Consider the following 23,783-nt stretch of genomic DNA (forward strand, 5'->3'; position numbering starts at 1 on the left):
CGCCTGGCCAAGCCAGACATTGCTATCCGCTAGCGCGGACGTTGGTGCATAAACCGGTGCCCGGCGGTCCGACATGGAAATCTGCTGCCGCTCCGATCGTCGATTTCCAGATTCACGCCGATCCCGCAAAACTATTCACTCCTCCCCCGAAATTACGAAATGAAGTTTCTCTATAAAATTTATGGAGAACGTAGGCTAGCGTCCTGACAGTCAAGCTGACCTCGGCCTTTGAGCAGACCGGGCAATTGGCGGCAAACCGAGAGGACGCGAAATGACACGAAAAATCAGGCTTGGGGCATTTCTTCCTGGTGGCGGACAGCATGTTGCGTCCTGGCGGCACCCCGACCAGCCGGTCGACGGTGCCACCAGTTTCGAGTTTCATAAACAACTCGCGCTGACAGCCGAACGCGGCCTCTTCGACGCCTATTTCCTTGCCGACAACCTGGCTGTCGGTTTCGGTGGCGCGCGTGAAGGCGGCAACGCCCGCGTCGCCGGCTTCGAGCCCGTCACATTGTTCTCCGCGCTCGCGCCCCTGACCACCCATCTCGGCTTCATCGCGACGTCCTCAACCACCTACGAGGAGCCTTATACAACCGCCCGGAAATTCGCTTCGCTCGACCTGATCTCGGACGGCCGCGCCGGCTGGAACGTCGTCACCACGACAGGCGACCCGACGGCGCAGAATTTCAACCGCGATACCCAGCTTCCGCATGCCGAGCGCTATCGCCGCGCCGCCGAGCACGTCGACGTCGTCCGCAAACTCTGGGAAAGCTTCGAGGACGACGCCTTCATCCGCGACAAGGAGACCGGCGTATTCTTCGACCCGGCGAAGCTGCACGACACCGACCATCGCGGCGAACATTTCAGCGTGCGCGGCCCGCTCAACGTGTCGCGCTCGCCGCAGGGCCATCCCGTCATCGTGCAGGCCGGGCAGTCCGAAGACGGGCGTGGGCTTGCCGCAGCAACGGCCGAGGTGATCTTCACCGCCCATCAGCACATCGAAACCGCCCAGGAATTCTACCGGGATATCAAGGCACGTGCCCGCGGCCTCGGCCGCAACCCTGATCACATCCTGGTCATGCCCGGCGTTTCCGCCTTCGTCGGCAGAACCGAAGCGGAGGCGCGGGAGAAATACGACCGTCTGACGTCACTGATCGTCGAAGAGGACGGGATCGGTCTCCTCAACGGCCTGACCGGCGGAACGCTCGACCTGCACGGCTACGACCTCGACGGGCCACTGCCGCCGGCGCCGCCGACCGAGGGCATGAAGAGCCGCCAGGCCCTCATCCGCCAGATCGCCGACGAAAACAATTTCACCATCCGCCAGCTCTATCAGTGGATCGCATCCGCGCGCGGCCACTGCACCATCGTCGGCACGGCCGAACAGATCGCCGATACGCTGCAGACATGGTTCGAGAACGAAGCCGCCGACGGCTTCAACATTCTGCCACCCTGGCTGCCGACCGCCCTCGACGACTTCGTCGATCTGGTCATCCCGGAATTGCAGCGCCGCGGCCTGTTCCGCACGGCCTATGAAGGCAAGACGCTCCGGGAAAATCTCGGCCTGCCTTTCCCGAGCAACCGACAGGCTGCCGCACGTGCAGCTCTCCAAGCAGCAGAGTGAGGAGCGATCCATGGCCTATGAAATCAATCAGGTCCTCCCAAGAAGCTTCAGCCGCCTGAAGAGCAGCGAAAGCAATACGCCCACTTTCACGTCGCATGTGCGCGGTGTGCTCGCATCGCTTCTGCCGCGCTACGGCCTGCTCATCGCCTTCCTCCTCCTCTGGCAGCTGTCGAGCACCAGGGGCTGGATCAATCCGGCCATCTTCCCGCCCTTGGACGTGATCCTGTCGGCTCTCTGGACCAACCTTGCCGATGGCGCGCTGCTCGATGACATCGCCATCAGCCTGCAGCGGTCCGGCACCGCCTTCGCCTTCGCTGTCGTGGTCGGCATTCCGCTCGGCCTGTTCATGGGCCAGTTTCGGGCCGTCGAGCAGGCGCTCGATCCGATCCTGCAGCTCTTCCGCCAGACCTCGGCGCTGGCGCTCTATCCGGTCTTCATCCTGCTGCTCGGCCTCGGCGAAACGTCGAAGATCTTCGTGATCTTCTGGGCGACGCTGTTTCCGGTGCTGCTCGCCACGATCGGCGGCGTCAAGGAGGTGGACAGGAAGCTTATCGAGATGGCGCGGACCTATGGCGCCGGACCGCTGACCATCTTCCGCCGCGTCATCCTGCCGGCCTCGGTGCCTGCGATCTTCGTCGGTCTGCGCCTCTCGGCGACGACGGCGCTTCTGCTGCTGATCGCCGCCGAGATGATCGGCGCCAACAAGGGCATCGGCTTCCAGGTGATGAACGCCCAGTACAATTTCCAGATCCCGCTGATGTTTGCGGCGATCCTGCTGCTCGCCTTCCTCGGCCTTGCCGCCAACGCCTTGCTCGTCCTCCTGCAGCGCCGCCTCTGCCGCTGGTCGCAGCCGAACGCCTGATCTCTTCCTCCGATTTTCTCCCGAAAGGACTTTCCATGACCTTCCATCCCCGCAATTTTCTCCTGCCGGCCGTGATCGCCCTCGGTCTTGCCACGCCGGCCGCCGCCACCGACACGGTGAAGCTGCGCTATCTCGCGAGCCAGGGCGGCCTTGCCGCCCATGAACTCGCCGACGCGCTCGGCTATTTCAAAGACACCGGCATTACGTTTGAGAATGTCGGCTACGCCCAAGGCGGCCCGGCCTCTCTCATCGCTCTGGCATCCGGGGACGTGGAGATCGGCAGCGCCGCCACCTCCGCCGTGCTGAATTCGATCATCGGCGGCAATGATTTCGTCGCCGCCTATCCGTCGAACGGCATCAATGACGAGGTGCAGTCGACCTTCTACGTGCTGGAAGACAGCCCGATCAAAAGCATCAAGGACATTGCCGGCAAGAGCATCGCGGTCAACACGCTCGGCGCCCATCTCGACTATACGATCCGCGAAGCCCTGCATTCGGTCGGCCTGCCGAGCGACTCCGCCAACCAGGTCGTCGTTCCCGGGCCGCAGCTCGAGCAGGTGCTGCGCTCCAAGCAGGTCGATATTGCCGCCTTCGGCTACTGGCAGACGACCTTCGAGGGTGCGGCGCTGAAGAACGGCGGCCTGCGCGCGGTCTTTGACGATACCGACGTGCTCGGCGACATTGCCGGCGGTTTCGTGGTCCTGCGCCGCGATTTCATTCAGCAGCATCCCGAAGCTGCGAAGATTTTCGTCGAGCAGTCAGCCCGCGCCCTCGACTATGCCCGCGAACATCCCGAGGAAACCAAGAAGATCCTGGCCAGGGCGCTCGGCGAACGTGGCGAAAACCCTGATATTGCTCAATATTTCCGGGGATACGGCGTGCGTGCCGGCGGTCTGCCTGTTGAGCGCGACATCCAGTTCTGGATCGACGTCCTGGTTCGCGAAGGCAAGCTGAAGCAGGGCCAGTTGGCAGCCAAGGACATTATCTTCACCGCCGACGCCAAGCCGGCGAGCAATTGAGGAGCCATGATGAGCCTCGCCCAGGACATTCGCCGCGGAGAGGTGACGATCCGTCACCTCTCCAAATCCTACAAGCTGAACGGCAGCGATCTGCAGGTACTGAAAGATATCAACCTCCACATCCGCTCCGGCGAAAGCCTCGCCATCGTTGGCGCCAGCGGTTCGGGCAAGACGACTCTGCTCCGGGTTCTGGCCGGCCTTGAGGAATCGGATACAGGCGAGGTACAAGTCGACGGCAAGACGATACACGGCGTCGGCGCGGAACGCGCCGTCATCTTCCAGGAGCCGCGCCTTCTTCCCTGGCTTGACGTCCTCGGCAATGTCGCCTTCGGGCTGGAAACGAGAGGTCTCAGCCGCGAGCAGGCGAGGGCGCGTGCGCGTCACTACGTCAAGCTCGTCGGCCTGCAGCAATTCGAGGCGGCCTATCCCCGACAGCTCTCGGGAGGCATGGCGCAGCGCGTCGGCATCGCCCGGGCGCTTGCCGTTCAGCCCGAGATCCTGCTGCTCGACGAACCGCTCGGCGCGCTCGATGCGATGACCAAGATCGGCATGCAGCAGGAACTCGCCCGGATCTGGCGTGATGAGGATGTGACGACCATCCTCGTCACGCATGATCTCGAGGAGGCGATCTATCTCGCCGACCGGATCCTGATCCTGCCGCGGGAAAGGGAGGCGAGCCGCGCCTGATCGACATCGATCTGCCGCGACCCCGCGACCGCAGCGCGCCGGAATTCGTCCGCCACCGCGAGGAGCTGCTGAACCTGTTCGGGCTGCATTGAAGGCTGCTTGCCGCCGCCTTCGCAAGGGCTATACGATCCAGGGATCGATGAGTTCGATCCCGAACCCCTCGAAATCTCTGGTGTTGCGCGTCGCGAGAGTGAGATCGTGAGCAGCCGCGGTTGCAGCGATCAGTCCATCCATCGACGACAGGCCGCGGCCGCTCCGCTTCGCACGGCCCATAAGGTCACCCCAGGCCGAGGCAACCGGCTCATCCACCGGGATAATGCGGCGTTCGAAGCGTTGCGGCAGCTCCCGGGCAAGCCATTCGGCCAGCGCGTCGCGTTTTCGTCTCTCGTCCATCAGGGCGACACCGCGCCGGATCTCCGCAATCGACACGATGCTGATGAAGGAGCGATCCTCGTCCAGCTGATCCAGCCACGCCAGGACGCGCATGTCAGGGTTCGGCCTCGTCACCTCGGATAGGACGTTGGTGTCCAGCAGAAGCCTCACAGCTCGGGATCACGCGGTTCGTCGCCTTGACGCTCGAGATCCAGATCGGCGCCACGCAGCGGCGAACTCATCAGGAATTCGGCAAGCGTTCCCTTGCGCGCAGTCTTGCGCTGCCATTCCTCGGCGGAGACGACGACGACGCTCGGCTTGCCGTTCCGGGTAATCGTCTGCGGCGCGGATTGGGCGCGTTCGATAACCTCGGAAAGCTTCGCCTTTGCGCTGGCAACGGTCCAGCTTTCATCGCCTTGCCGTGAGGGCTGCATGCTCAACTCCTGACTAGAATGACCATGATGACTATATAAGCCGAAGCTGCAAACCTGGCAAGCGGCGCGGCTATTTCGGCTTGCTTCTCCCTCCTGCGGTCAGATAGGGCCGGCGGTCCAGTTCCGCGGACCGCAAGGAACTGCGCAGCCGCAGCAGATCCTTGCGGGCGATCAGGCCGCACAGTCTGCCCGATGCCGGATCGACGATCGGGATACGGCCATTGTCCGTCGACAGCATCAGGTCGGCGATGAAGGCGACCGTATCGTCAGGATGCCCGACGGGAACGGAACCATCCGTGACGGTTTCGCCCAGCGTCTGGGCGGCGAGGTCGGGCTTGCCCTGCCAGAGAAGGGCATCGGCCCGCGAGGCGACGCCGGCCAGTTTGCCAGCAGCATCGACCACCGGGTAGATCCGGTGCGTCTTCTCTTGCGAGGCGAAGAAATCGCAGGCTTCTCCGACCGTCATGGTGACGGGAAGCGTATCGACCTCGCTGATCATGATTTCCCTTGCCCGGGAAAGCTCGAACGGATCGACGCCATATTCGCGGGTGATGTGCTGCCCGCGGCGTGCGATCTTCTCGGTCAGGATCGAGCGGCGCAACAGCAGCACCGTGACGGCATAGGCCACCGCCGTTGCGGCAAGCAGGGGAACCAGCGTGCTGACGTCGCCGGTGATCTCCATCGCGAAGAAGGTCCCCGTCAGCGGCGCGCGCATGGTTCCGCCCATCATCGCCGCCATTCCGAGCAGCGCCCAGAAACCGGGATCGTTACCCGGCATGAAGAGCCCGATCAACCATCCGAGAGCACCGCCGAAGATGAGAAGCGGCGCGAGCACGCCGCCCGAAGTGCCAGACGAGAGGGCAAACAGCCAGATGATGGTTTTCACCAGCAGGATCGACAGTACTGCGGGCGCCAGCAGCCGGTTGTTGAGCAGGCCGTCGATGATGTCGTAGCCGACGCCCATCGCCCTGGGTTCGATCAAGCCGCCGAGGCCGATGACGAGACCGCCGAGCATCGGCCACCACATCCAATGGATCGGCAAAGCCTCGAACAGATCCTCGATCCGGTAGAGCAACGTCGTCAGCAATCCCGACTGCAGCCCCGATATAATGCCCATCCCCGCGCAGGCGAATATGCACCACCAGGGCAAGGTCACCTGGAAATGGGTCGGGAACAGGGGACCTGTGCCGAAGAGCAGCGGACGCCAGCAGATCGACACGCAGGCGGCAACGGCGACGGGAATGAAGCTGCGCGGTTTCCATTCGAACAGCAGCAGTTCGACCGCCAGCATGACCGCGGCGATCGGCGAGCCGAAGATCGCCGTCATGCCGGCGGCCGCACCCGCGACGAGCAGCGTCTTCCGCTCAGCTGCACTCATGTGAAAGAACTGGGCAAAAAGCGATCCGATCGCCCCGCCGGTCATGATGATCGGCCCTTCGGCGCCGAACGGGCCGCCCGTTCCGATCGAGATTGCCGAGGACAGCGGCTTCAGCACAGCGACCTTCGGCGACATCCGGCTGCCGCCGATCAGGATGGCTTCGATCGCCTCGGGAATGCCGTGGCCGCGGATTTTTTCCGACCCGAAACGGGCCATCAGTCCGATGGCGAGCCCGCCGAGCGGCGGCACCAGCACCACCCACAGCGAACGCGGCACTGCAGCCAGAGAGGCGGGCTCGATGCCGATCTCTCCGAACCAGACGACATTGGTCACAAGCGCGATCAGGCTGACGAGACACCAGGCCGCAAAGGCCCCTGAGGTGCCGACAATGACGGCCATTCCGACCAGCAGGATAACCCGCCTGTCGGTGGTAAAATCACCGGCCTCGCGCCGGGAAAGACCGCCGGTGAAATCATGCGGCCGGTTGCTTGGTTGATGCTGCGCCATGGAAGCCTCTGCTACGCGGAAACGGGTCGTTTAAGCGGCGTAATTATATCGTAGTACGATATAAATCAATCGACGAATGTTGGAAGGCGAAAATGTCTCGGCAGGTGCCTGACTTGACCGGCTTGCGGCTGCCCATCTATTCGAGATCGGCAATAATGCGCGCAAGGATCGCCTCCTGCGAACCAAGCGGCAGAGGAGAACGAGTGTGAAGAAAACCCCGCCGCCGCTGAGACAGGAGGATTACGAGGCGCTCGCCGACCTCAGGTTCGCGCTTCGCCAGTTCATGGATTTCAGCGCCTCAGCCGCCCAGTCGGAAGGACTGCCCGTGCAGCAGCATCAGGCGCTGCTGGCGATCAAGGGACAACGCGACGGTGAAGCGATGACCATCGGCATGCTGGCCGAGCGGCTGATCATCGCGCCGCATACGGCGACCGAACTCGTCGGGCGGCTGTCGGATGCCGGACTGGTTGAACGCCATGCCGACCCGGCCGACAGGCGTCGTCAGACGCTCCTCCTGACCGAGAAGGCCGACGAGCTTCTGACGAGGTTGAGCGCCGTCCACCTGTCGGAAATCCGGGTGATGGCGCCGAAGCTGATCGAGCTTCTGCTCGAACTTCAGAAGACAGCGCCGAAAGCGGAATGACCGCGGCCGCGGCGCGGACGGCCCTCACACACTCTCGACGACCAGCGGCTGAATCACGGGCTGGCCGCGGCGGTCGCGCAAAACTTCGACATCCACGCCATAAGTCTGCGCGATCAGCGAGGGCGTGACGATCGATTGCGGATGACCGCTCGCCTTCATCGCGCCATCCGCGATCACCAGCAGGTTGTCCGCATATTGGCAGGCCAGATTGAGATCGTGCAGCACGACCACCGTGACCCAGCCGTTGGCGCGGGTTTCCCGGCGCACCAGATCGAGCAGCGCGATCTGGTGCTTCAGATCGAGCGCGCTGACGGGCTCGTCCAGCAGCATGACTTTCGGGGCGCGCATCAACACCTGCGCAAACAGCGCCATCTGCCTTTGTCCGCCGCTCAGCGAGGCGATGTCGCGCCCGGCGAGATGGGCGATACCCGCCTGCGAAAGCCGCGTCATCGCCATGTCGAGCGTCTCGTCATCGATGTGCAGCGACAGCCGGCCAAGCCGGCCGAGAACCACGACTTCGAGAACGGTGAGCGCGATATCGGCGGCCGTGTCCTGGGGCATATAGGCGAAGCTCTCACGCCACGACTTCAGTGCCCGCGCGCCTATGCGTCCGGCAGAAAGGCTGTTGCCGCCAAGCGTCAACCTGCCCTCGGCGAGCGGCAGGTCGCCGAAGAGCGCGCTAAGAAGCGTGGTCTTGCCTGTGCCGTTGGAGCCGATGACGGCGTGGATCTTGCCGGCCTCCAAACTGGTGTCGATACCGGAGACAATTCTTTGCCCGCCTCGTTCGATGGCGATGTTTTCGAGGCGGATCATGCGCCGGATCTCTTCGGCGCAAAGATCAGCCATAGCAGGAACGGCACGCCGACGATGGCGGTGACGATACCGACCGGAAACAGCGCACCAGGAATGATCGACTTCGACACGACGGAGGCCGCCGACAGCATCAGCGCGCCGCTGACGACCGACATCGGCAGAAAGAAGCGCTGATCCTCGCCGACCGTCATGCGGGCGATATGCGGGGCGACGAGGCCGATGAAGCCGATCACGCCGACGAAACTCGTGGAGGTCGCCGTCATGACCGCGACAATGACGAGGACTTTCATCCGCAAGAGCCGGACATCGACACCGAGGCTGGCGGCGCGCATCTCGCCCATGCGCAGGGCCGCCAGCTTCCAGGAATCCGCCATCAGCATGGCGCAGCAGACGAAGGTAACGGCCGCGGTCAGGCCAAGCGTCGGCCAGGTCGCTTTCGTCAGGCTGCCGAACAGCCAGAACAAGATCTGCTGCGACAGTTCCGGCGAGGAGAGGAACTGGATGAGCGACAGCAGCGACTGGAACAGGAAGAGAAGGGCGATGCCGCCGAGGATGATGGTTTCCGCCGTCATGCGGCGCATGGAAGCGAGGGTGAACAGAAAGAGCGCCGCCAGCATCGAGAAGACGAAAGCGCCGAGCGGCACGGCGACCATCGCATCGAGGCCGAAGCCGCCGAGCGCCAGAACCAGTGCCGCCCCGAACCCCGCCGCAGCCGCCATGCCGAGCGTATAGGGGCTTGCCATCGGATTGTTGAGAAGCGTCTGCATCTGCGCGCCTCCGGCCCCCAGTGCCGCGCCGACGGCAAGCGCCATCAGCGCCATGGGCAGGCGCAGGCCGCGAACGATGGCGTCCGTCATCGCCGTCCGCTCGCCAAGTCCCGTGAGCGAGCGCACCACTTCTGCCGGCGACAGCAACGAGGGACCCGTGGCGATATCGAGAACGAGGCATACCGCCATCAGAGCCACGAAAATCAGCAGGCTGCGCCAGCGCCTGCGCTCGCGCAGCCGGTGCGCGCCGATCGCTTCGGCATTGCGGGCGGTCACTGTCATGGGAAAACTCTCGATTGGAAACGAGCGCCATCGGACATGGCGCTCGCAGAGATTGGCCTGTCAGCATCAACCCTTGACGGCGATGGCGAAGGTGCCTTCCGGAGCCACCGGCAGATACTTCTTGTAATAGCCGAGATAGTCGGCAACCGGGTCGACGTCTTTGAACTGCTCGGGATAGAGCTGCTTGGCGATATACTGCACCATCGCAAAATCCGAGAGCGTGCGGGAGGCGCCCTGATAAACGCCGAAGAGCTGGCCGTTCTTGACCGCGGGCAGTTCGCTCCAGCCCTGCCGGGTTTCGAAAGCCTTGAGCTTGGCGCGGGCCTCGTCGGCCTTCACGCCCTGTCCCATCGGCAAGGCGGTCTCGCTCTTGTTGTTCTCACGGCCGGAAATGAAGATGGCATCGGGCTTGGACGCCAGGACCTGCTCCGGATTTATCGGCCCCCACCATTCGACGAAGGGCGCGGCGATGTTGTCCCCGCCGGCTGCGGTGGACATGGCGCCCCACATGTTCTTGCCATAGGTGAAGGAATATTCCGCCGGCCCCTTATTGCCGAATTCGACATAGACCTTCGGCTTCGGCTTGCCCGATGCGGCGACACGGGCCGCGATGTCCTTCAGCGCGCCGGCGTAGAAATCGGCGATCTCCTTGCCGCGGACATCCTGGCCGGTCAGTTCCCCGAACAGCACGGTCGAGGCGACATGGCGCTCGATCGTCTGGGCGTTATAGTCGACCACGACAACAGGAATGCCTTGCTGTTCCAAGCGATGGGCGTCCTGACCGAGCGCCTGGTACTGCCAGTCGGCAAGGATGACCAGGTCGGGATTGAGGCTCAGCACTTTCTCGATGGAAAAGGTCTGCGCTTCCACTTCGCCGACATCGGCAATGTCGCCGAGCGAAGGACGGTGGGCAAGGTGCATGTTCCAGTTGGCGGGAACCCAGCCCTCCCATGCCTCGCGGGAAATCCCGACGACGGAGTCATAGGCCTTCTCGCCGCCGACGGCCATATAGTCCTCGAAATAGAAGCCGAGAACGACGCGCTTGGCCGGAAGATCGACCTTCACTTCACGGCCGATCACATCGGTGATCGTCTTCTGCTCCGCCATCAAAGAGGGGGCGAAGAAAACTGCAGAAATTGAAACAAACGAGGCAGCCAGCCAGCCGGTTGCGGATCTAAAATTCATGATGACCTTCCATCAGTTAAATACGAGGTCGAGTTATTAAAGGTGATGAAATAAATCAAGTTATTTATCGACGGCTCTCTCATCCGCAAAACCCAAGTTTCGGCAATAGGAATAACGGCGTACATCATCCCGATCGATCGGGGACAGCGGCGGCATGACGACCGCCGCCACTCTCTGCTGCTTCAGCGCAAAAGCGTCTTGCCCAGGCGGTGGATATGAGCGGCGCCGATGCCGCAGCAGCCGCCGATGATCGTCGCGCCAGCCTCGGCCCAGGAGCAGGCAAAACGCGAATAGGCGTCGTCGTTCAGATCGTCGCGGGTGTCGTGCAGGCCTTCATTGGCGGCCGATGCACCCTGCTCCCCTTCGAAGGCGTTGGCATAAACGCCGATTTCGATCCGAGCGTCCGCCTTGCGGAACACGCGCGCTGCCGTCTCCACGGCGCCCCGCATGACCTCGGGCTTGCTGCAATTGAACAGGAAGGCTTCGGCGCCTGACGAAACCGCCCAGGACGCCGCCTCCTCGACGCTTTCGCCGGAGCGAAGCTTCGGTTCGCCGCTTTCGACGTCGGCTTCGTCATCCGCCAAGGTGAAGGAGATCCAGAACGGCTTGCCGGATGCTGCCACCGCCGTGCGGACGGCCTCACCCTCGGCGATTAGGCTCAGGGTCTCGCCGAGCCATATGTCGACGAAGGGCGAAAGGTTTTCGACCAGCACCTTGAGATAATCCTGCACCTGTGCAGGCTGAAAATTCTGCGGCTCGTAGGAGCCGAAGATCGGCGGCAGCGAACCGGCGACCAGCACCTTGCGACCGGTGACGGCATCGGCCGCCTCGCGTGCTAAGCGGCCGGCGAGACGGATCAGTGCTGGCCCCTCCGTCTGGAATCGGTCCTCGCCGATATGGAAGGGCACCAGCGCATAGCTGTTCGTCGTGATGATCTCAGAGCCGGCGGCGATAAATTCCTTATGCACCTCGCGGACGATATCCGGTGAATTGATCAGCGCCAGGGCCGACCATTCCGGCTGCTTCAATTCGGCGCCGAGCCGCAGCAATTCGCGGCTCATGCCGCCATCGAGAATTCGTGTGGTGCTCATGAAGAGATCTCCATTCAGGCTGTCGCGCCGTTACCGGCGGCGGGCTTTAAAAACAAAGTGAGGAACGTCCGTCCGCCTAACGCCGGACCGGCACTTGCGCTTCGAGACCTCGAAAGACGCGGGCGATGACGGCGGTCAGGGCGAGATAGAAAAGGGTGACGACAAGCAGCGGCTCATAGACCAGCAGCGTGTCCTGGCGAACCTTGTTGGCCACGGCATAGAGATCCATCACCGTCACCGTGAAGGCGAGCGGCGTCGCCTTGAGCTGCATGACGATCTCACCAGCAATCGTCGGCAGGGCGATGCGGATGGCGCGCGGCAGCCAGATACGGCGGGTCAGCTTCCAGGGCGACAGGCCGAAGGCCCGGCCGGCTTCGAGCTCGCCCTTGGGAACGGCAAGCAGCGCGCCGCGCAAAACCTCTGCCTCATAGGCCGCATAGTTTAGCGTGAAGCTGACGGCAGCGAAGAAGAAGCCTTCGCGCAGGATCGGCCAGAACAGGCTCTGGCGGATGCCGGGAACCATCGGCAGCAGCGAGCCGACGCCGTAATAGAGAAGCCACAGCTGGATCAGCAGCGGCGTGCCGCGGAAGAAGGTGCAGTAGCCGCGGGCAAGCAGCCGCGTCAGCCTGCCGCCGCTGACCTGCGCGAAGGCGAGACCGATAGCGATGATGAAACCGAACGTCACCGAGATGACCAGCAGCGACACCGTCTGCCAGGCGCCGGTCAGAAGCAGCGGCCAGTAGGAAGAGATCCAGGTGAAACTCATGGGGCGTGGCTTTCTTCAGGCAAGGCGCGGCTGTCCCCGCCGCACCCGTCCCTCGATCAGCTTGAAAGCGAGGTTGGAAACGAGCGTGATGGCGAGATAGAGAAGGGCCGAAGCCAGGAAAAACACGAAGTAGTGTTTGGCGCTCGCCCCGGCGAGGCGGGTGGCGAGCGCCAGTTCCTGGTAGCCGACGACCGCGACCAGCGCGCTGTCCTTGGTGACCGACATCCACAGATTGGCAAGCCCCGGCAGCGCGTTCGGCAACAGCGCCGGCAGCAGGACGCGGCGGAACCGTAACGCCGGCCCCATGCCAAAGGCCTTGGCCGCCTCGATCTGGCCGACCGGAATGGCGAGAATCGCGCCGCGCAGCACCTCCGTCATATAGGCGCCCTGCACGAAGCCGAGTACGGCGACGGCGGCAACGAAGCCATTGACATTGACCGGCGGCAGTTCCAATGCCGCCAGCAGCCGGTTGAGGCCGTCGGTGCCCGCATAATAGAGCCCGACGATCAGGATCAGCTCGGGAACCGCGCGGATGACAGTGGTGTAGAGATCGAGCAGCAGGCCGAGCAGGCGATTGCCGGATAGCTTTCCGAGCGCGCCGCCGGTGCCGAGCAGCAGGCCGATGGCGAAGGCGCAAGCCGAGATGGCGACCGTGGAGACTGCACCTGTCAAGAGAACGCCGCCCCATCCCGGAGGATAGGGAGACAGCAGGTCCAGAATGCCTTGTTGCGCGGTCGCCATCTCTTGGACTGCTTACTTCGCGCCGTAGATGTCGAAATCGAAGTATTTCTTGGTGATCGCGTCATACTGGCCGTTGGCCCGAACCGCAGCGATCGCCGCATTCAGCTTGGCTTTCAGCTCCGTATCTTCCTTGCGCAGACCGCCCGAAACGCCGGCTCCGAGAATTTCCTTGTCGTCGGCGACATCTCCCATCTTGGCGCAGCAATCCTTGCCGCCGTCGCTTTTCAGGAAAGCGTCGAGCGCCAGCGAATTGCCGAAAACGTAGTCGATACGGCCGGAGGCGAGATCCTGGAACGCCTCGTCGAGCGTCTGGTAGGTCTTCTCGTCGGCGGCGCCGGCAAAATACTTCTTGTAATATTCAGACTGGATCGTCGACACCTGGATGCCGATGGTCTTGCCCTTCACGTCGTCGGCAGTGGCGCCCGGCTTCTGGTCCTTGGGGCCGATCAGGGTGCTCGGTGTGTTGTAATATTTGTCGGTGAAGTCGATCACCTTCGAGCGTTCCGCCGTGTTCGACATCGACGACCAGATCACGTCGAATTTCTTGCTCTCAAGAGCCGGAATGAGACCATCCCAGGAAATGTCGACGATCGAGCATTTCTCCTTCATCTCTGCGCAGACGGCGTTCATCAGGTCGATTTCCCATCCGTGCCACTCCCCCGAGGCGTCCTTGGCGAAGAAGGGCGGATAGGATTCGTTCATGACGCCGAAGCGGACTTCGGCCTGCGCGGCGTTCGCGGAAAGCGCAAGTGCCGCGCCGGCAAAAAGCGTGGGGAGCAGTTTCATTCGCAGGATTCTCCTGGTTCGTGTGTTGTCGATGATGGCTGGTGTGGATCAATGGGCGCTGAGACGGGTGAATTCCCGGCAGCGGGCGCTGACCGGCGCGCCGAAAACCTGTTCCGGCGGCCCTTCCTCCTCGATCCGCCCCTGATGCAGGAAGAGAACGCGGCTCGAGACATCCCGGGCGAAGCGCATTTCATGCGTGACGATCAGCATCGTCCGGCCTTCTTCCGCGAGATCGCGGATGACCTTCAACACCTCGCCGACCAGTTCCGGATCGAGCGCCGATGTCGGCTCGTCGAACAGCATGACGGCGGGATCGACGCAGAGCGCCCGCGCAATCGCCGCGCGCTGCTGCTGACCGCCGGACAGGAAGGCGGGATAGGCGTCGCGCTTGTCGAACAGCCCGACCTTGTGGAGCAGGGCTTCCGCCTTTTCGATCGCCTCGCGCTTTGAAATGCCCATGACATGCACCGGCGCCTCGATGACATTTTCCAGCACGGTGCGATGAGCCCAGAGATTGAAGCTCTGAAAGACCATGCCGAGCCCAGTCCGCAGCCGCTCGATCTGCCGCCAGCTCTGCGGCTGCAGCCGCCCGCCGCGGCCGACTTTCAGCGCGACGTCCTCGCCGTTGACGGCAATGCGGCCGCGATCCGGCGTTTCCAGGAAATTGATGCATCGAAGGAACGTGCTCTTGCCGGAGCCCGACGAGCCGATGATCGAAATCACGTCGGACTTGTGGGCCTCGGTCGAGATACCCTTGAGAACCTGTTGCGAGCCGAAGCTTTTATGGAGATCTTCGACGCGAAGAGCAGGAAAGGGCTGATCCGACATGCATGGGTCCGGCTGAACTGAGTTTGCAAAGGATAATGATAAAAGAACGCGGTTTTTTCGCGCAATTATCACCTCTTTTGCATATTTTGTGCAAAATAATCTTCCTCACGCATCGAATGCGGCAGAAACTATGAAATGCCATAACTGAATTGGACTGGACAATGGAACAGCTGGATCGTTTTGACCGTGACATTCTCGATATCGTTCAGCGCGACTGCCAGCTGAAGGCCGAAACGATTGCCGAACGGATCGGGCTGTCGGTCTCGGCCGTGCAGCGGCGATTGAAACGGCTGCGCGAAGAGGGGATCATCAAGGCGGAGGTCGCCGTCGTCGATCGGAAGGCGACAGGAACATCGATGGTGTTCATCGTCGGCATGGAGATCGAGCGGGACAATTACGACGCGCTGGCGAAGTTCCGCGTCTGGGCCGAGAAACAGGATCATATCCAGCAGGTCTATTACGTCACCGGCGCAGTCGACCTGATCGCGATCGTCACCGCCCGCGACGTCGAGCATTATGACGACATCGCCGCCCTGATCATGGCTGACAATCCGCAGATCCGCCGCATGCACACCAATGTCGTGCTGCGCGACGTCAAGCTCGGCCTGTTCGTGCCGCTCGAGTAGCTCCGGACAAGCTGCTGGACTCGCCTTCGACAAAGGGCATAATTCCGGGCGCAAATTTCGGGAGGAACGATCCTTGACGTTACGACACCAGATCATCGCATTGGCGATCGTCCCGCTCGTTATCTCGATCCTTGCGATCACCACCTTCATCACCTGGCAATCGGCAAACCTCGCCAAGAACAGCATCGATACGTTCGAGCAGAACATGCTGAAGACCAAGGAAGCCGAGATCCTCAATCTGACCAATCTTGCCCTCTCCGCCGTCCAGACGATCTACGACAAGGCCGGTGCCGACGACGAAGCCGCCAAGCAGCAGGTGGCGGCAATCCTGACCTCGCTCGACTACGGCAGGGATGGGTATTTCTTCGTCTACGATTACGACGGCAACAATATCGTCCATCCGCGCCAGAGTTTCCGGCATGGGCAAAATTGGCTCGATCTTACCGACCCGGATGGCGATAAGGTCATCGCCGAACTGATCGCCACGGCCAAGGCGGGCGGCGGCCTGCATCAGTACAAATGGCAGAAGCCGTCAACCGGGCAGATCGCCGACAAGCTCTCCTTCGTCGTCAGCCTCGACAAATGGCATTGGGTCGTCGGCACCGGCGTCTATCTGGACGATGTCTTCGCCCAGAGTGCCGCCGCCAACAAGGTGACGCGCGCCAATATCAAGCGAACCTTCGTGATCGTCGCGCTGATCGCCGTGCCTTCGGTGCTCGTTGTTTTCACCACCTGCATGCTGCTGACCTTCCACGAGCGCCGCATGGCCGACAGCCGGCTCAAGGAGCTGACGCAGCGGGTGATCGACACCCAGGAAGAAGAGCGCACCCGGCTCGCGCGCGAGCTGCATGACGGCATCTCCCAGACCCTTCTCGGCGTACGCTATGCGATGGATCTCGCCGGCCGCAAGGTCAGGACCAATGTCGACGAGGCGGCGCTGACCATCGAGCGCGGCGTCGAGGCGCTGAACGGCGCGATCAAGGAAATCCGGCTGCTCTCGCATGATCTGCGGCCCCGCGTGCTCGACGATCTCGGCCTGACGGCCGCGCTGGAGGCGCTCTGTCATCACTTTGCCGAACGGACGGGGATCGAGACGAAGATCGACGCCTCGGGCTTCGCCGGCTCGCTGAAGGCGGAAGCCAGCACCGCCCTTTATCGCGTCGCTCAGGAGGCCTTCAACAATGTCGAGCGGCATTCGGGCGCCTCGAAGCTCTCGGTCAGGCTCTGGAGCGACGGCGGCCGCGCCCGCATGACCATCTCCGACAACGGCAACGGCTTCGACGACGCCAGAGATAACGCACCCGGCGGCTCGGGCCTCGGCCTGCGCAACATGCAGGAGCGGATGGCGCACTTCCGCGGCCTGCTGCTCATCAAAAGCAGCGAGGCCGGCACGACACTGACGGCCATGATGCCGAGATCGGCCAATCTGCCCGCCGGCAAGCAGGCGGAAGCCGCATGACGGAACGCCCGAAAATAAGGGTGCTCCTGATCGACAACCATCCGCTGGTGCTGGACGGGCTGAAAGCCGTTCTCGAAACATTCGATCATATCGAGGTCGCCGGCACCGCCGGCCTCGCGCAGACCGGACTCGATATCGCCCGGCAGATCCAGCCGCAGGTGGTGCTGATGGACATCAACATGCCGAAGCTCAGCGGCATCGATGCGATCGAACTGTTCAGAAGCGAACTTCCGCAGACCCGCGTCGTGATGCTCTCCATGCATGACAGTCGCGAGTATATCTCCTCTTCGGTCATGCGCGGTGCCGCCGGTTATGTTCTGAAAGACGTCTCCACAGAGGAGATCGTCGCGGCCATCGAAACCGTCGCGGATGGCGGAACCTATTTCTCCTCCGGCGTCTTCGACGCGCTGATGGGGGAACGGGCGGAGGAGGGGAGCGATCCCTTGACGCCGCGCGAACGCGATACTCTCGGGCTGATCGTTGCCGGCCGGAGCAACCGCGAGATCGCCGAAGTGCTCAGGATAAGCTCTGCCACGGCGGAAACCCATCGCAAGAACCTCAAGAAGAAACTTGGCATTGCCACCACCGCAGGCCTCATACGCTATGCGCTCGACCATGGCATCGTCTCGAAAATCGACGCGAATTCGCGTCTACCCACTTCTGGGTAGAGCCCGGTATTTCGGCTCTGCGCCCATCTTGTGGGGATAAAACCGACGCCCTGAGGACTTCATTCGCGGCTTGCCAAGCGCCAAGCCGTTGGGAGGAATTCACATGCGTTACATCAGCTTCCGATTGGCCGGAAAAGCTCGAGCGACCCGAACCGGGCCTGCTGCCGACGCCGGCTGACAGACCTGCCTTCCACGCCGACAACTGGAACATGGCGACCGCTATTGCGGCGCCTGAAAGGTACTCCGACATGGAAAAACCACGTAGCAAGGCAGCGCTGTGGCTGCTGATCATTCCGTATATAGGTCTGCTCTGGCCGCCATTTTACAATCTCCGTGAGCCGTCGCTTTTCGGCTTTCCCTTCTTCTACTGGTATCAGCTTCTCTGGGTGCCGATCACCGCGACGCTGACCTGGATCGCCTATCGGAGCGTTCGCCATGACGACTGACATCAACGGCACGGCGCTTGCCGTCTTCATCTTCTTTTTCATCCTCGTCACGGTCATGGGCTTCGTCGCCAGCCGCTGGCGCAAGCCCGAGACGCTCGCCCATATCGATGAATGGGGTCTCGGCGGGCGCAACTTCGGCACCTGGATTACCTGGTTCCTGGTCGGCGGCGATTTCTACACCGCCTATACCGTCATCGCCGTCCCGGCGCTGGTCTATACGGTCGGCGCCTACGGCTTCTTCGCGCTGCCCTATACGATCGTCGTCTATCCCTTCGTCTTCATGGTCATGCCGATCCTGTGGAAACGCGCAAAGGATTTCGGTTATGTCACGGCCGCCGACGTCGTTCACGGCCAATATGGATCGCGCGGTCTTGAACTCGCCGTCGCGGCGACGGGCGTCATCGCCACCATGCCCTACATCGCCCTCCAGCTCGTCGGTATGACGGCGGTCCTGAAGGCGCTCGGGCTGCATGGCGAACTGCCGCTGGCGATCGCCTTCATCGTGCTGGCGCTCTACACCTATTCGGCGGGCCTGCGCGCCCCGGCGCTGATCGCCTTCGTCAAGGACATCATGATCTATATCGTCGTGATCGCAGCCGTCGCACTCATCCCGTCGAAGCTCGGCGGCTACGCCAATGTCTTCGCCTCGGCCGATGCGGCCTTCCAGGCCAAGGGCTCCGGCAACCTGCTGCTCGGCGGCAATCAGTATGTCGCCTATGCCACGCTCGCTCTCGGTTCGGCGCTCGCGGCCTTCATGTATCCGCATACGCTGACCGGCATCTTCGCCTCCAACAGCGGCAAGACGATCCGCAAGAATGCGATCATGCTGCCCGCCTATACACTGCTGCTCGGCCTTCTGGCGCTGCTCGGCTATATGGGCCATGCCGCCAACCTGAAGCTCGACAGCGCCAATGACGTCGTTCCAACCCTGTTCAAGACCTTGTTTTCGGGCTGGTTCTCCGGCTTCGCCTTTGCGGCTATCGCGATCGGCGCACTGGTGCCGGCGGCGGTGATGAGCATCGGCGCGGCCAATCTCTTCACCCGCAATTTCTGGAAGGCCTATGTCGACCCCAAGGTCAGCGATGCGGGCGAAGCCAAGGTCGCGAAGGTGACGTCGCTGGTGGTGAAGGTCGGGGCACTTCTCGTCATCATCTTCCTGCCGACGCAGTTCGCCCTCGACCTGCAGCTGCTCGGCGGCATCTGGATCCTGCAGACGCTTCCGGCCCTGGTCTTCGGCCTCTATACCAACTGGTTCCGTGCGCCCGGCCTGCTTGCCGGATGGTTCGTCGGCTTCTGCGGCGGCACCTATCTCGTCTGGGATGCCGGCTGGAAGCCGCTGCACCTGATCAGCCTCGGCGGTGAACCCTTCACCGTCTATACCGGACTGCTGGCGCTCGCGGCAAACATCGCTGTTGCCGTCGTGGTCAACGCCCTGCTTCCGGCCAAGGTCCCGGCCAGAGCGTAAGATAAAAACACGAAGGGCAGCAAACGCTGCCCTTCGCTACCTCATTTTTCAGCAGAACCCTCTGCGGTTTAAAACTCTTCCCAATTGCCGGCCAATGCTGCGTTCCCCTGGGTCGCATTCCCCTGGAACGATTTGCTTACTCTGGCAACCATCTGGCGGGCCGGTGAAGCCACGGGCTGAGAATGCTGCGCCGCGGGAGCCGGCTGCGATATGCGCCTCGATGCCACCGCTCCGCCAATGTTGAACTGGCCCAGGAGCTGGAACAGCGCATCGGCTTCCTTGGCGAGTTTGTGAGCGGCGGCTGTGGCTTCTTCGACCATGGCGGCGTTCTGCTGCGTGCCCTGGTCCATCCTGTTGACGGCGGTATTGATTTCTTTCAGCCCGGTCGCCTGCTCCTGCGAGGCGCCTACGATGGCGCCGACATTGCCGTCGACCTGCTGCACCTGTACCGCAATCTCCTGCAGGGCCTTTCCGGTTTCGCCAACCAGGGCAACGCCGTTTTTCACATGGCCGTTCGAAGCGTTGATCAGTTCCTTGATTTCCTTTGCCGCCTTGGCGGAACGCTGCGCCAGTTCGCGCACTTCCTGGGCGACGACGGCAAAGCCCTTGCCGGCTTCACCGGCGCGGGCCGCTTCGACACCGGCGTTCAGCGCCAGCAGGTTGGTCTGGAAGGCGATCTCGTCGATGACGCCGATGATGCTGCCGATCTCGGTGGCCGACGATTCGATCTTGCCCATGGCATCGACTGCGTCACGGACGACGCTGCCCGAGCGCTCCGCATTGTCCTTCGTCTTGCGGACGAGCTGGCCAGCCTCCTGAGCCCTGCTGCTGGAGTCGGCGACAGTGGTCGTGATCTCTTCCAGGGCAGCGGCGGTCTCCTCGACGGAGGCGGCCTGCTGCTCGGTCCGCTTGGCGAGATCGTCCGAGGCAGAGCGGATCTCCTGTGCGCCGGCCGCAATGGCGCTGGCGTTCTCGGCCACCTTCTGCATGGCGGCGCGGAGCTTTTCGACGGCGGAATTGAAGTCGGCCCTGAGTTTTTCCAGGGATGGGATGAACGGCGTGCCGATCTGCTGCGTGAGATCGCCATCGGCCAACGCCTGCAATGCACTGCCAAGCTGGCCGACAGCCCGGTCCGTCTGCTCGGCAAGGGTGCGGCGTTCGTCGGCATCCTGTTCGAGCCGATGCCGTTCAGCGACGGCCCGCCTGGCTTCCGCATCGGCTTCCCGCTCCGCCTTTGCCGAAATGGCGTCGCGCAATCCCGCCACGGCGCGGGCAAGCTTGCCGATCTCGTCGCCGCGCGCTTCGAGGCGACGGTCGCCATCGAGATTGCCCTCCGCCATCGCTTTCAGCGAAAGCTGCAGTTTTGCCAGCGGGCCAACGATCGTGCGTGCGGTAATGACCGCGGCAAGGACGGAAAGAAGAGCCGCGATGCCCAGCGCCGTCAGAACGATCGGCTTGAAGCCGCTCGCCGTGCTGCGGACATCTCCGCCGATCGATTTGTTCAGTGCTTCCTGGTAGTCGATGAATTTGTTGATGGCGCCGAGCCAGGCGTCGAAGGCCGGCCGCGCCTGTTCGAGCAGGATCTTGCGGGCCGCCTCGCCGTCGCCCTTTTCCTCCAGCGCGCTGATCTGGGCGACCAGGGGATTGGTTTTCGCCTGAATGTCGGCGATCTCCTTCAGTATGGACTTCTCCTGGTCCGTCGCGCCTGCCGGCGATGCGACCATATCGGCCATGCGCTTTTCGTTCTCGGCATAGGAAGCCGCGAGCTTTTCGATCAACGCCTGGGCCGCCTTGCGCTCATCGGCGGAGGTCACCAGGGTTACGTCGCGAATGGCAATCGCCCGGTCGTGCACGCTACCGCGATAGTTGATGGCGAACCGCTGCTTGACGCTGTTGACGTCGTTGATCGTTTCGAGATTGCTGTTGATCTCCGCGACCTTAACCGCCGCATAAATGCTCAGGCCGGCCATCAGCAAGATCAGGAAGCTGAAGCCAAGGGCGAGACGCACCGCGATCCCTGAATTCTTAATGCTCTTCATTACTACTCTCCGTCGTATGGGAGGTTTTGTTACAGGTGTCTGGACTGCCAGGATCGTTCGTTGCATCTCGTTCAAATATGGGACCCGGTTGTCCGAGCACCCGATAGGCACCCCGCACGCGGAAGCGACGCCATTCGCATACCGCCACACGTGTCCCCTGAGCGCAGCCAGCGCATCAAAGGTGCGAGGCGCCTGCGTCGCGGTAACAATGTCGATTTCATACGAGATTCGGATGCCTGGCCCGCCGTCATGGCGGAGGTGACGATCCCTGGGAACGTCGCTCCGATCGCTTAAAAATAAAGTTATATATTTTAGAGAATGTAAACGACGCCGAGAGGGCATCGTTCTGTTGCGCATTTTGTATATTTCATCGGTATTTCTGCGCAAAATGTCTAATTTTTTCCACAGGGAAGAATATGTGAAGTTGCTGTAAGGAAACGGAGCATATCGCCTGTTGCAAAAAAGACCGCTGAATGTTCGCGGGAGCAGTGCCCGAATAATGATCTGCGGAAGCGAGAGGCGATGTTCGTCGCTTGTTAAGCGAAACTCTTTGAGAATTTTTTAGAAGTTCTCATGGACCATATGCAGGGAAAGAATGGGGCAGAGGTGGCACGACAGGCGTCTTCCGAGTCAAGGCAGGATCAAAACCTGGCAGCGCACTGGCAGGAACTGCTGGACTGCGCCGTGCGCCTAGACTGGGAATGCCGCACCGGCGAAGCGCTCGAGGTCGGCGAGGCCGCCTATGAAGCCGCGCTCGAGGCAGGCGATGTTGCCGGAGCCTTGCGCGCCTCACATCGGCTGGCGCTTATTCATTTCAACAAGGAGAGCTTGGCTGAAGGCCTGAAAATATGCATTCGCGCCGAAACCTGGCTCCGCTATTGCCAGGACCAGGCTGCCATCATTTCCCTGCAGTCGATCCATGGCGGCCTTCTGGTGGCCCTCGGCGATCTGGAAACCGGCTTCGCCCTTCTGACCGATTGCCAGAAACGCACCAAGTCCTGCACGGATCCGCTCGCCAACTGGCGAGCACGCACGGCCTATGCGGTGGCATTGCTCGACACGAAGGACTTCGATCGCGCGGCCGAGGCCGCCGCCGAAAGTCTGGATTATGCGGAGACGAGCGGTCTGGCAAAAGGCTCCGTGCTGATCGCCCGCTCGATTGCCAGCCGCATGACGGCACGCGCACTCGGCGAGCATCGCCTGGCAGGGCGGGAGATCGACAACACCCTGCTTGCCCGCACGGAAGATCAGTTGCGGTCGATTCTGACCGAGGCTCAGGCGGAAAACCTGCCCTATGAGATTGCCGAGTGCCACTGCTATCTCGGGCTCCTGGCATGGACGCGTAGCGAAGACGCCGCGGCGGCGGCCCATTATATCGCCGCCATCGCCGCCTGCCGGGTCGCAGAGGACGCGGCGCTGCTGGCGGAAGCCTCCTACTGGTACGCCTATCTTCTGACGGGGCAGGGCGCTTTCGGCGAAGCCTTGTCGCTGCTTGCAGCCATCGAGGCGATGGAAGGCGTTCTGGCCACGCCCGGCATGAAGATGCGTCATTTCGACATGCGCTTCCGGATCGCCGAAATGGCCGGCGACTGGAGGGCGGCTTTCGACTATCACAAGGCCTACCATGAGATGGTGGTCGAGGATTATCGCCGGCTTGCCTCGGCGCGTGCCTATACGATGAAGCTGGCGCTCGACCTGGAGACGATGCGCCGCAAGGAAGACAGCGCCCGTCTGGAGCGCGAACGCCTGCTGGAGGAAAATCTGCGGCTTGCCGCCGAACAGCGCGAGGCGGCGCTGGCATCGCGCACCGATCCGCTGACCGGTCTCGGCAATCGCCGCGAATTGCAGCTCAGGTGCAGAGATTGGGCCGAATCCGGCGTGACCCATGCGGCGTTGCTGCTGTTCGACATCGACCATTTCAAACGCATCAACGACATCTTTTCCCATGCGACGGGCGACATGGTTCTGCGTCAGATTGCCGGATTGCTGGGCGGTATCGGACCGGAAGGCCGTCTGGCGATCCGCATGGGCGGCGAGGAATTCCTGCTTCTGCTTCCCGGCACGGCAGCCGGCGACGCCTTTGCCGATGCCGAGCGGCTGCGCCTGCGGGTGCAGGACCATGAATGGTCGGCGGTGACCCCGAAGCTTGAGGTCACCTGCTCCATCGGTCTGGCGGACTGGTCTTTGACCGACAGGCTGGAGGCTGCGCTGCATGTTGCGGACGCCAACCTCTACGCCGCCAAGAATGCCGGCCGCAACCGCTGCGTGGCAACGGTGGCGTAACGCTTGGTGCTT

At 62.5% G+C, this 23,783-nt stretch carries 22 protein-coding genes and 1 pseudogene; 11 read left to right on the forward strand and 12 right to left on the reverse strand.

Features of this window, described 5'->3' with window-relative positions; genetic code table 11:
* The first annotated feature begins 271 nt into the window (after window positions 1-271).
* The 4 genes and pseudogenes from MHI61_RS31535 (at window position 272) to MHI61_RS31550 (ending at window position 4,284) form a co-directional block, all read left to right on the forward strand.
* Window positions 272-1,624 (forward strand): LLM class flavin-dependent oxidoreductase, encoded by a 1,353-nt coding sequence (locus tag MHI61_RS31535; RefSeq protein WP_239793723.1) that lies wholly within the window; start codon window positions 272-274, stop codon window positions 1,622-1,624.
* Between the two features lie 10 nt (window positions 1,625-1,634).
* Window positions 1,635-2,486: an ABC transporter permease gene (locus MHI61_RS31540; RefSeq protein ID WP_239793724.1), complete on the forward strand. Its 852-nt coding sequence runs from the start codon at window positions 1,635-1,637 to the stop codon at window positions 2,484-2,486.
* 35 nt (window positions 2,487-2,521) lie between these two features.
* Window positions 2,522-3,505, forward strand: a complete 984-nt coding sequence (locus tag MHI61_RS31545) for an ABC transporter substrate-binding protein (protein ID WP_239793725.1) — start codon at window positions 2,522-2,524, stop codon at window positions 3,503-3,505.
* Window positions 3,506-3,514: 9 nt separating this feature from the next.
* Window positions 3,515-4,284 (forward strand): annotated as a pseudogene (locus MHI61_RS31550) (ABC transporter ATP-binding protein).
* A 28-nt stretch (window positions 4,285-4,312) separates the two neighbouring features.
* Here MHI61_RS31550 and MHI61_RS31555 read toward each other — a convergent pair.
* From MHI61_RS31555 to MHI61_RS31565, 3 genes are all read right to left on the reverse strand, one after another.
* Window positions 4,313-4,735, reverse strand: a complete 423-nt coding sequence (locus MHI61_RS31555) for a type II toxin-antitoxin system VapC family toxin (protein WP_239793726.1) — start codon at window positions 4,733-4,735, stop codon at window positions 4,313-4,315.
* Entirely contained in the window at window positions 4,732-4,998 is a 267-nt protein-coding gene (locus MHI61_RS31560) for a type II toxin-antitoxin system Phd/YefM family antitoxin (RefSeq protein WP_239793727.1), read from the reverse strand. The genes MHI61_RS31555 and MHI61_RS31560 overlap by 4 nt, the downstream gene beginning before the upstream one ends.
* 70 nt (window positions 4,999-5,068) lie before the next feature.
* Window positions 5,069-6,883 carry a chloride channel protein gene (locus MHI61_RS31565; protein WP_239793728.1) on the reverse strand — a complete coding sequence of 605 codons (1,815 nt, stop codon included), beginning with the start codon at window positions 6,881-6,883 and terminating at the stop codon, window positions 5,069-5,071.
* A gap of 205 nt (window positions 6,884-7,088) precedes the next feature.
* On the opposite strand from MHI61_RS31565, the gene MHI61_RS31570 reads away from it, so the two are divergent.
* Window positions 7,089-7,526: a helix-turn-helix domain-containing protein gene (locus MHI61_RS31570; RefSeq protein ID WP_239793729.1), complete on the forward strand. Its 438-nt coding sequence runs from the start codon at window positions 7,089-7,091 to the stop codon at window positions 7,524-7,526.
* A gap of 24 nt (window positions 7,527-7,550) precedes the next feature.
* Here MHI61_RS31570 and MHI61_RS31575 read toward each other — a convergent pair whose 3' ends face one another.
* The 8 genes from MHI61_RS31575 to MHI61_RS31610 form a co-directional block, all read right to left on the reverse strand.
* Window positions 7,551-8,339: an ABC transporter ATP-binding protein gene (locus MHI61_RS31575; RefSeq protein ID WP_239793730.1), complete on the reverse strand. Its 789-nt coding sequence runs from the start codon at window positions 8,337-8,339 to the stop codon at window positions 7,551-7,553.
* Complete coding sequence (locus MHI61_RS31580; protein ID WP_239793731.1) at window positions 8,336-9,388, reverse strand: iron ABC transporter permease; 1,053 nt, start codon at window positions 9,386-9,388, stop codon at window positions 8,336-8,338. The genes MHI61_RS31575 and MHI61_RS31580 overlap by 4 nt, the downstream gene beginning before the upstream one ends.
* Window positions 9,389-9,454: 66 nt before the next feature.
* Window positions 9,455-10,573, reverse strand: a complete 1,119-nt coding sequence (locus MHI61_RS31585) for an ABC transporter substrate-binding protein (protein WP_239793732.1) — start codon at window positions 10,571-10,573, stop codon at window positions 9,455-9,457.
* A gap of 182 nt (window positions 10,574-10,755) precedes the next feature.
* The gene (locus MHI61_RS31590) at window positions 10,756-11,664 is read right to left on the reverse strand and encodes a homocysteine S-methyltransferase family protein (protein ID WP_239793420.1); all 909 of its coding nucleotides are present in this window, start codon (window positions 11,662-11,664) and stop codon (window positions 10,756-10,758) included.
* A 76-nt stretch (window positions 11,665-11,740) separates the two neighbouring features.
* Window positions 11,741-12,430: an ABC transporter permease gene (locus MHI61_RS31595; protein ID WP_009983832.1), complete on the reverse strand. Its 690-nt coding sequence runs from the start codon at window positions 12,428-12,430 to the stop codon at window positions 11,741-11,743.
* A 15-nt stretch (window positions 12,431-12,445) separates the two neighbouring features.
* Window positions 12,446-13,171 carry an ABC transporter permease subunit gene (locus MHI61_RS31600; RefSeq protein WP_239793421.1) on the reverse strand — a complete coding sequence of 242 codons (726 nt, stop codon included), beginning with the start codon at window positions 13,169-13,171 and terminating at the stop codon, window positions 12,446-12,448.
* A 12-nt stretch (window positions 13,172-13,183) separates the two neighbouring features.
* Window positions 13,184-13,957 (reverse strand): transporter substrate-binding domain-containing protein, encoded by a 774-nt coding sequence (locus MHI61_RS31605; RefSeq protein ID WP_239793422.1) that lies wholly within the window; start codon window positions 13,955-13,957, stop codon window positions 13,184-13,186.
* A 48-nt stretch (window positions 13,958-14,005) separates the two neighbouring features.
* The gene (locus MHI61_RS31610; protein WP_239793423.1) at window positions 14,006-14,785 is read right to left on the reverse strand and encodes an ATP-binding cassette domain-containing protein; all 780 of its coding nucleotides are present in this window, start codon (window positions 14,783-14,785) and stop codon (window positions 14,006-14,008) included.
* 161 nt (window positions 14,786-14,946) lie between these two features.
* On the opposite strand from MHI61_RS31610, the gene MHI61_RS31615 reads away from it, so the two are divergent.
* The 5 genes from MHI61_RS31615 to mctP all read left to right on the forward strand — a co-directional run bounded on the left by MHI61_RS31615 (window position 14,947) and on the right by mctP (window position 19,449).
* The gene (locus MHI61_RS31615) at window positions 14,947-15,411 is read left to right on the forward strand and encodes an Lrp/AsnC family transcriptional regulator (RefSeq protein WP_010029817.1); all 465 of its coding nucleotides are present in this window, start codon (window positions 14,947-14,949) and stop codon (window positions 15,409-15,411) included.
* A 73-nt stretch (window positions 15,412-15,484) separates the two neighbouring features.
* Window positions 15,485-16,870 carry a cache domain-containing protein gene (locus MHI61_RS31620; protein WP_239793424.1) on the forward strand — a complete coding sequence of 462 codons (1,386 nt, stop codon included), beginning with the start codon at window positions 15,485-15,487 and terminating at the stop codon, window positions 16,868-16,870.
* Window positions 16,867-17,538 (forward strand): response regulator transcription factor, encoded by a 672-nt coding sequence (locus tag MHI61_RS31625; protein WP_239793425.1) that lies wholly within the window; start codon window positions 16,867-16,869, stop codon window positions 17,536-17,538. Before MHI61_RS31620 ends, MHI61_RS31625 begins: the two co-directional genes overlap by 4 nt.
* Before the next feature lie 248 nt (window positions 17,539-17,786).
* Window positions 17,787-17,984, forward strand: a complete 198-nt coding sequence (locus MHI61_RS31630; protein ID WP_007539443.1) for a DUF3311 domain-containing protein — start codon at window positions 17,787-17,789, stop codon at window positions 17,982-17,984.
* Entirely contained in the window at window positions 17,974-19,449 is a 1,476-nt protein-coding gene (gene mctP / locus MHI61_RS31635; protein WP_239793426.1) for a sodium:solute symporter family protein, read from the forward strand. Before MHI61_RS31630 ends, mctP begins: the two co-directional genes overlap by 11 nt.
* Before the next feature lie 68 nt (window positions 19,450-19,517).
* Here mctP and MHI61_RS31640 read toward each other — a convergent pair whose 3' ends face one another.
* A complete protein-coding gene (locus MHI61_RS31640; protein ID WP_239793427.1) occupies window positions 19,518-21,488 on the reverse strand; it encodes a methyl-accepting chemotaxis protein in 1,971 nt (656 codons plus the stop codon).
* A 573-nt stretch (window positions 21,489-22,061) separates the two neighbouring features.
* Between MHI61_RS31640 and MHI61_RS31645 the strand changes: the two genes are divergently transcribed.
* A complete protein-coding gene (locus tag MHI61_RS31645) occupies window positions 22,062-23,771 on the forward strand; it encodes a GGDEF domain-containing protein (protein ID WP_239793428.1) in 1,710 nt (569 codons plus the stop codon).
* Window positions 23,772-23,783 lie beyond the last annotated feature (12 nt).

Origin of the sequence: Rhizobium sp. K102 (assembly GCF_022385315.1) — a bacterium.
Taxonomy (GTDB): domain Bacteria; phylum Pseudomonadota; class Alphaproteobacteria; order Rhizobiales; family Rhizobiaceae; genus Rhizobium; species Rhizobium croatiense.

Coding starts and splice junctions, on each gene's coding strand:
- MHI61_RS31535 (WP_239793723.1), top strand. CDS start 272: ATGACACGAAAAATCAGGCTTGGGGCATTTCTTCCTGGTGGCGGACAG.
- MHI61_RS31540 (WP_239793724.1), top strand. CDS start 1,635: ATGGCCTATGAAATCAATCAGGTCCTCCCAAGAAGCTTCAGCCGCCTG.
- MHI61_RS31545 (WP_239793725.1), top strand. CDS start 2,522: ATGACCTTCCATCCCCGCAATTTTCTCCTGCCGGCCGTGATCGCCCTC.
- MHI61_RS31560 (WP_239793727.1), bottom strand. CDS start 4,998: ATGCAGCCCTCACGGCAAGGCGATGAAAGCTGGACCGTTGCCAGCGCA.
- MHI61_RS31565 (WP_239793728.1), bottom strand. CDS start 6,883: ATGGCGCAGCATCAACCAAGCAACCGGCCGCATGATTTCACCGGCGGT.
- MHI61_RS31575 (WP_239793730.1), bottom strand. CDS start 8,339: ATGATCCGCCTCGAAAACATCGCCATCGAACGAGGCGGGCAAAGAATT.
- MHI61_RS31580 (WP_239793731.1), bottom strand. CDS start 9,388: ATGACAGTGACCGCCCGCAATGCCGAAGCGATCGGCGCGCACCGGCTG.
- MHI61_RS31585 (WP_239793732.1), bottom strand. CDS start 10,573: ATGAATTTTAGATCCGCAACCGGCTGGCTGGCTGCCTCGTTTGTTTCA.
- MHI61_RS31590 (WP_239793420.1), bottom strand. CDS start 11,664: ATGAGCACCACACGAATTCTCGATGGCGGCATGAGCCGCGAATTGCTG.
- MHI61_RS31595 (WP_009983832.1), bottom strand. CDS start 12,430: ATGAGTTTCACCTGGATCTCTTCCTACTGGCCGCTGCTTCTGACCGGC.
- MHI61_RS31600 (WP_239793421.1), bottom strand. CDS start 13,171: ATGGCGACCGCGCAACAAGGCATTCTGGACCTGCTGTCTCCCTATCCT.
- MHI61_RS31605 (WP_239793422.1), bottom strand. CDS start 13,957: ATGAAACTGCTCCCCACGCTTTTTGCCGGCGCGGCACTTGCGCTTTCC.
- MHI61_RS31610 (WP_239793423.1), bottom strand. CDS start 14,785: ATGTCGGATCAGCCCTTTCCTGCTCTTCGCGTCGAAGATCTCCATAAA.
- MHI61_RS31615 (WP_010029817.1), top strand. CDS start 14,947: ATGGAACAGCTGGATCGTTTTGACCGTGACATTCTCGATATCGTTCAG.
- MHI61_RS31625 (WP_239793425.1), top strand. CDS start 16,867: ATGACGGAACGCCCGAAAATAAGGGTGCTCCTGATCGACAACCATCCG.
- MHI61_RS31630 (WP_007539443.1), top strand. CDS start 17,787: ATGGAAAAACCACGTAGCAAGGCAGCGCTGTGGCTGCTGATCATTCCG.
- mctP (WP_239793426.1), top strand. CDS start 17,974: ATGACGACTGACATCAACGGCACGGCGCTTGCCGTCTTCATCTTCTTT.
- MHI61_RS31640 (WP_239793427.1), bottom strand. CDS start 21,488: ATGAAGAGCATTAAGAATTCAGGGATCGCGGTGCGTCTCGCCCTTGGC.
- MHI61_RS31645 (WP_239793428.1), top strand. CDS start 22,062: ATGGACCATATGCAGGGAAAGAATGGGGCAGAGGTGGCACGACAGGCG.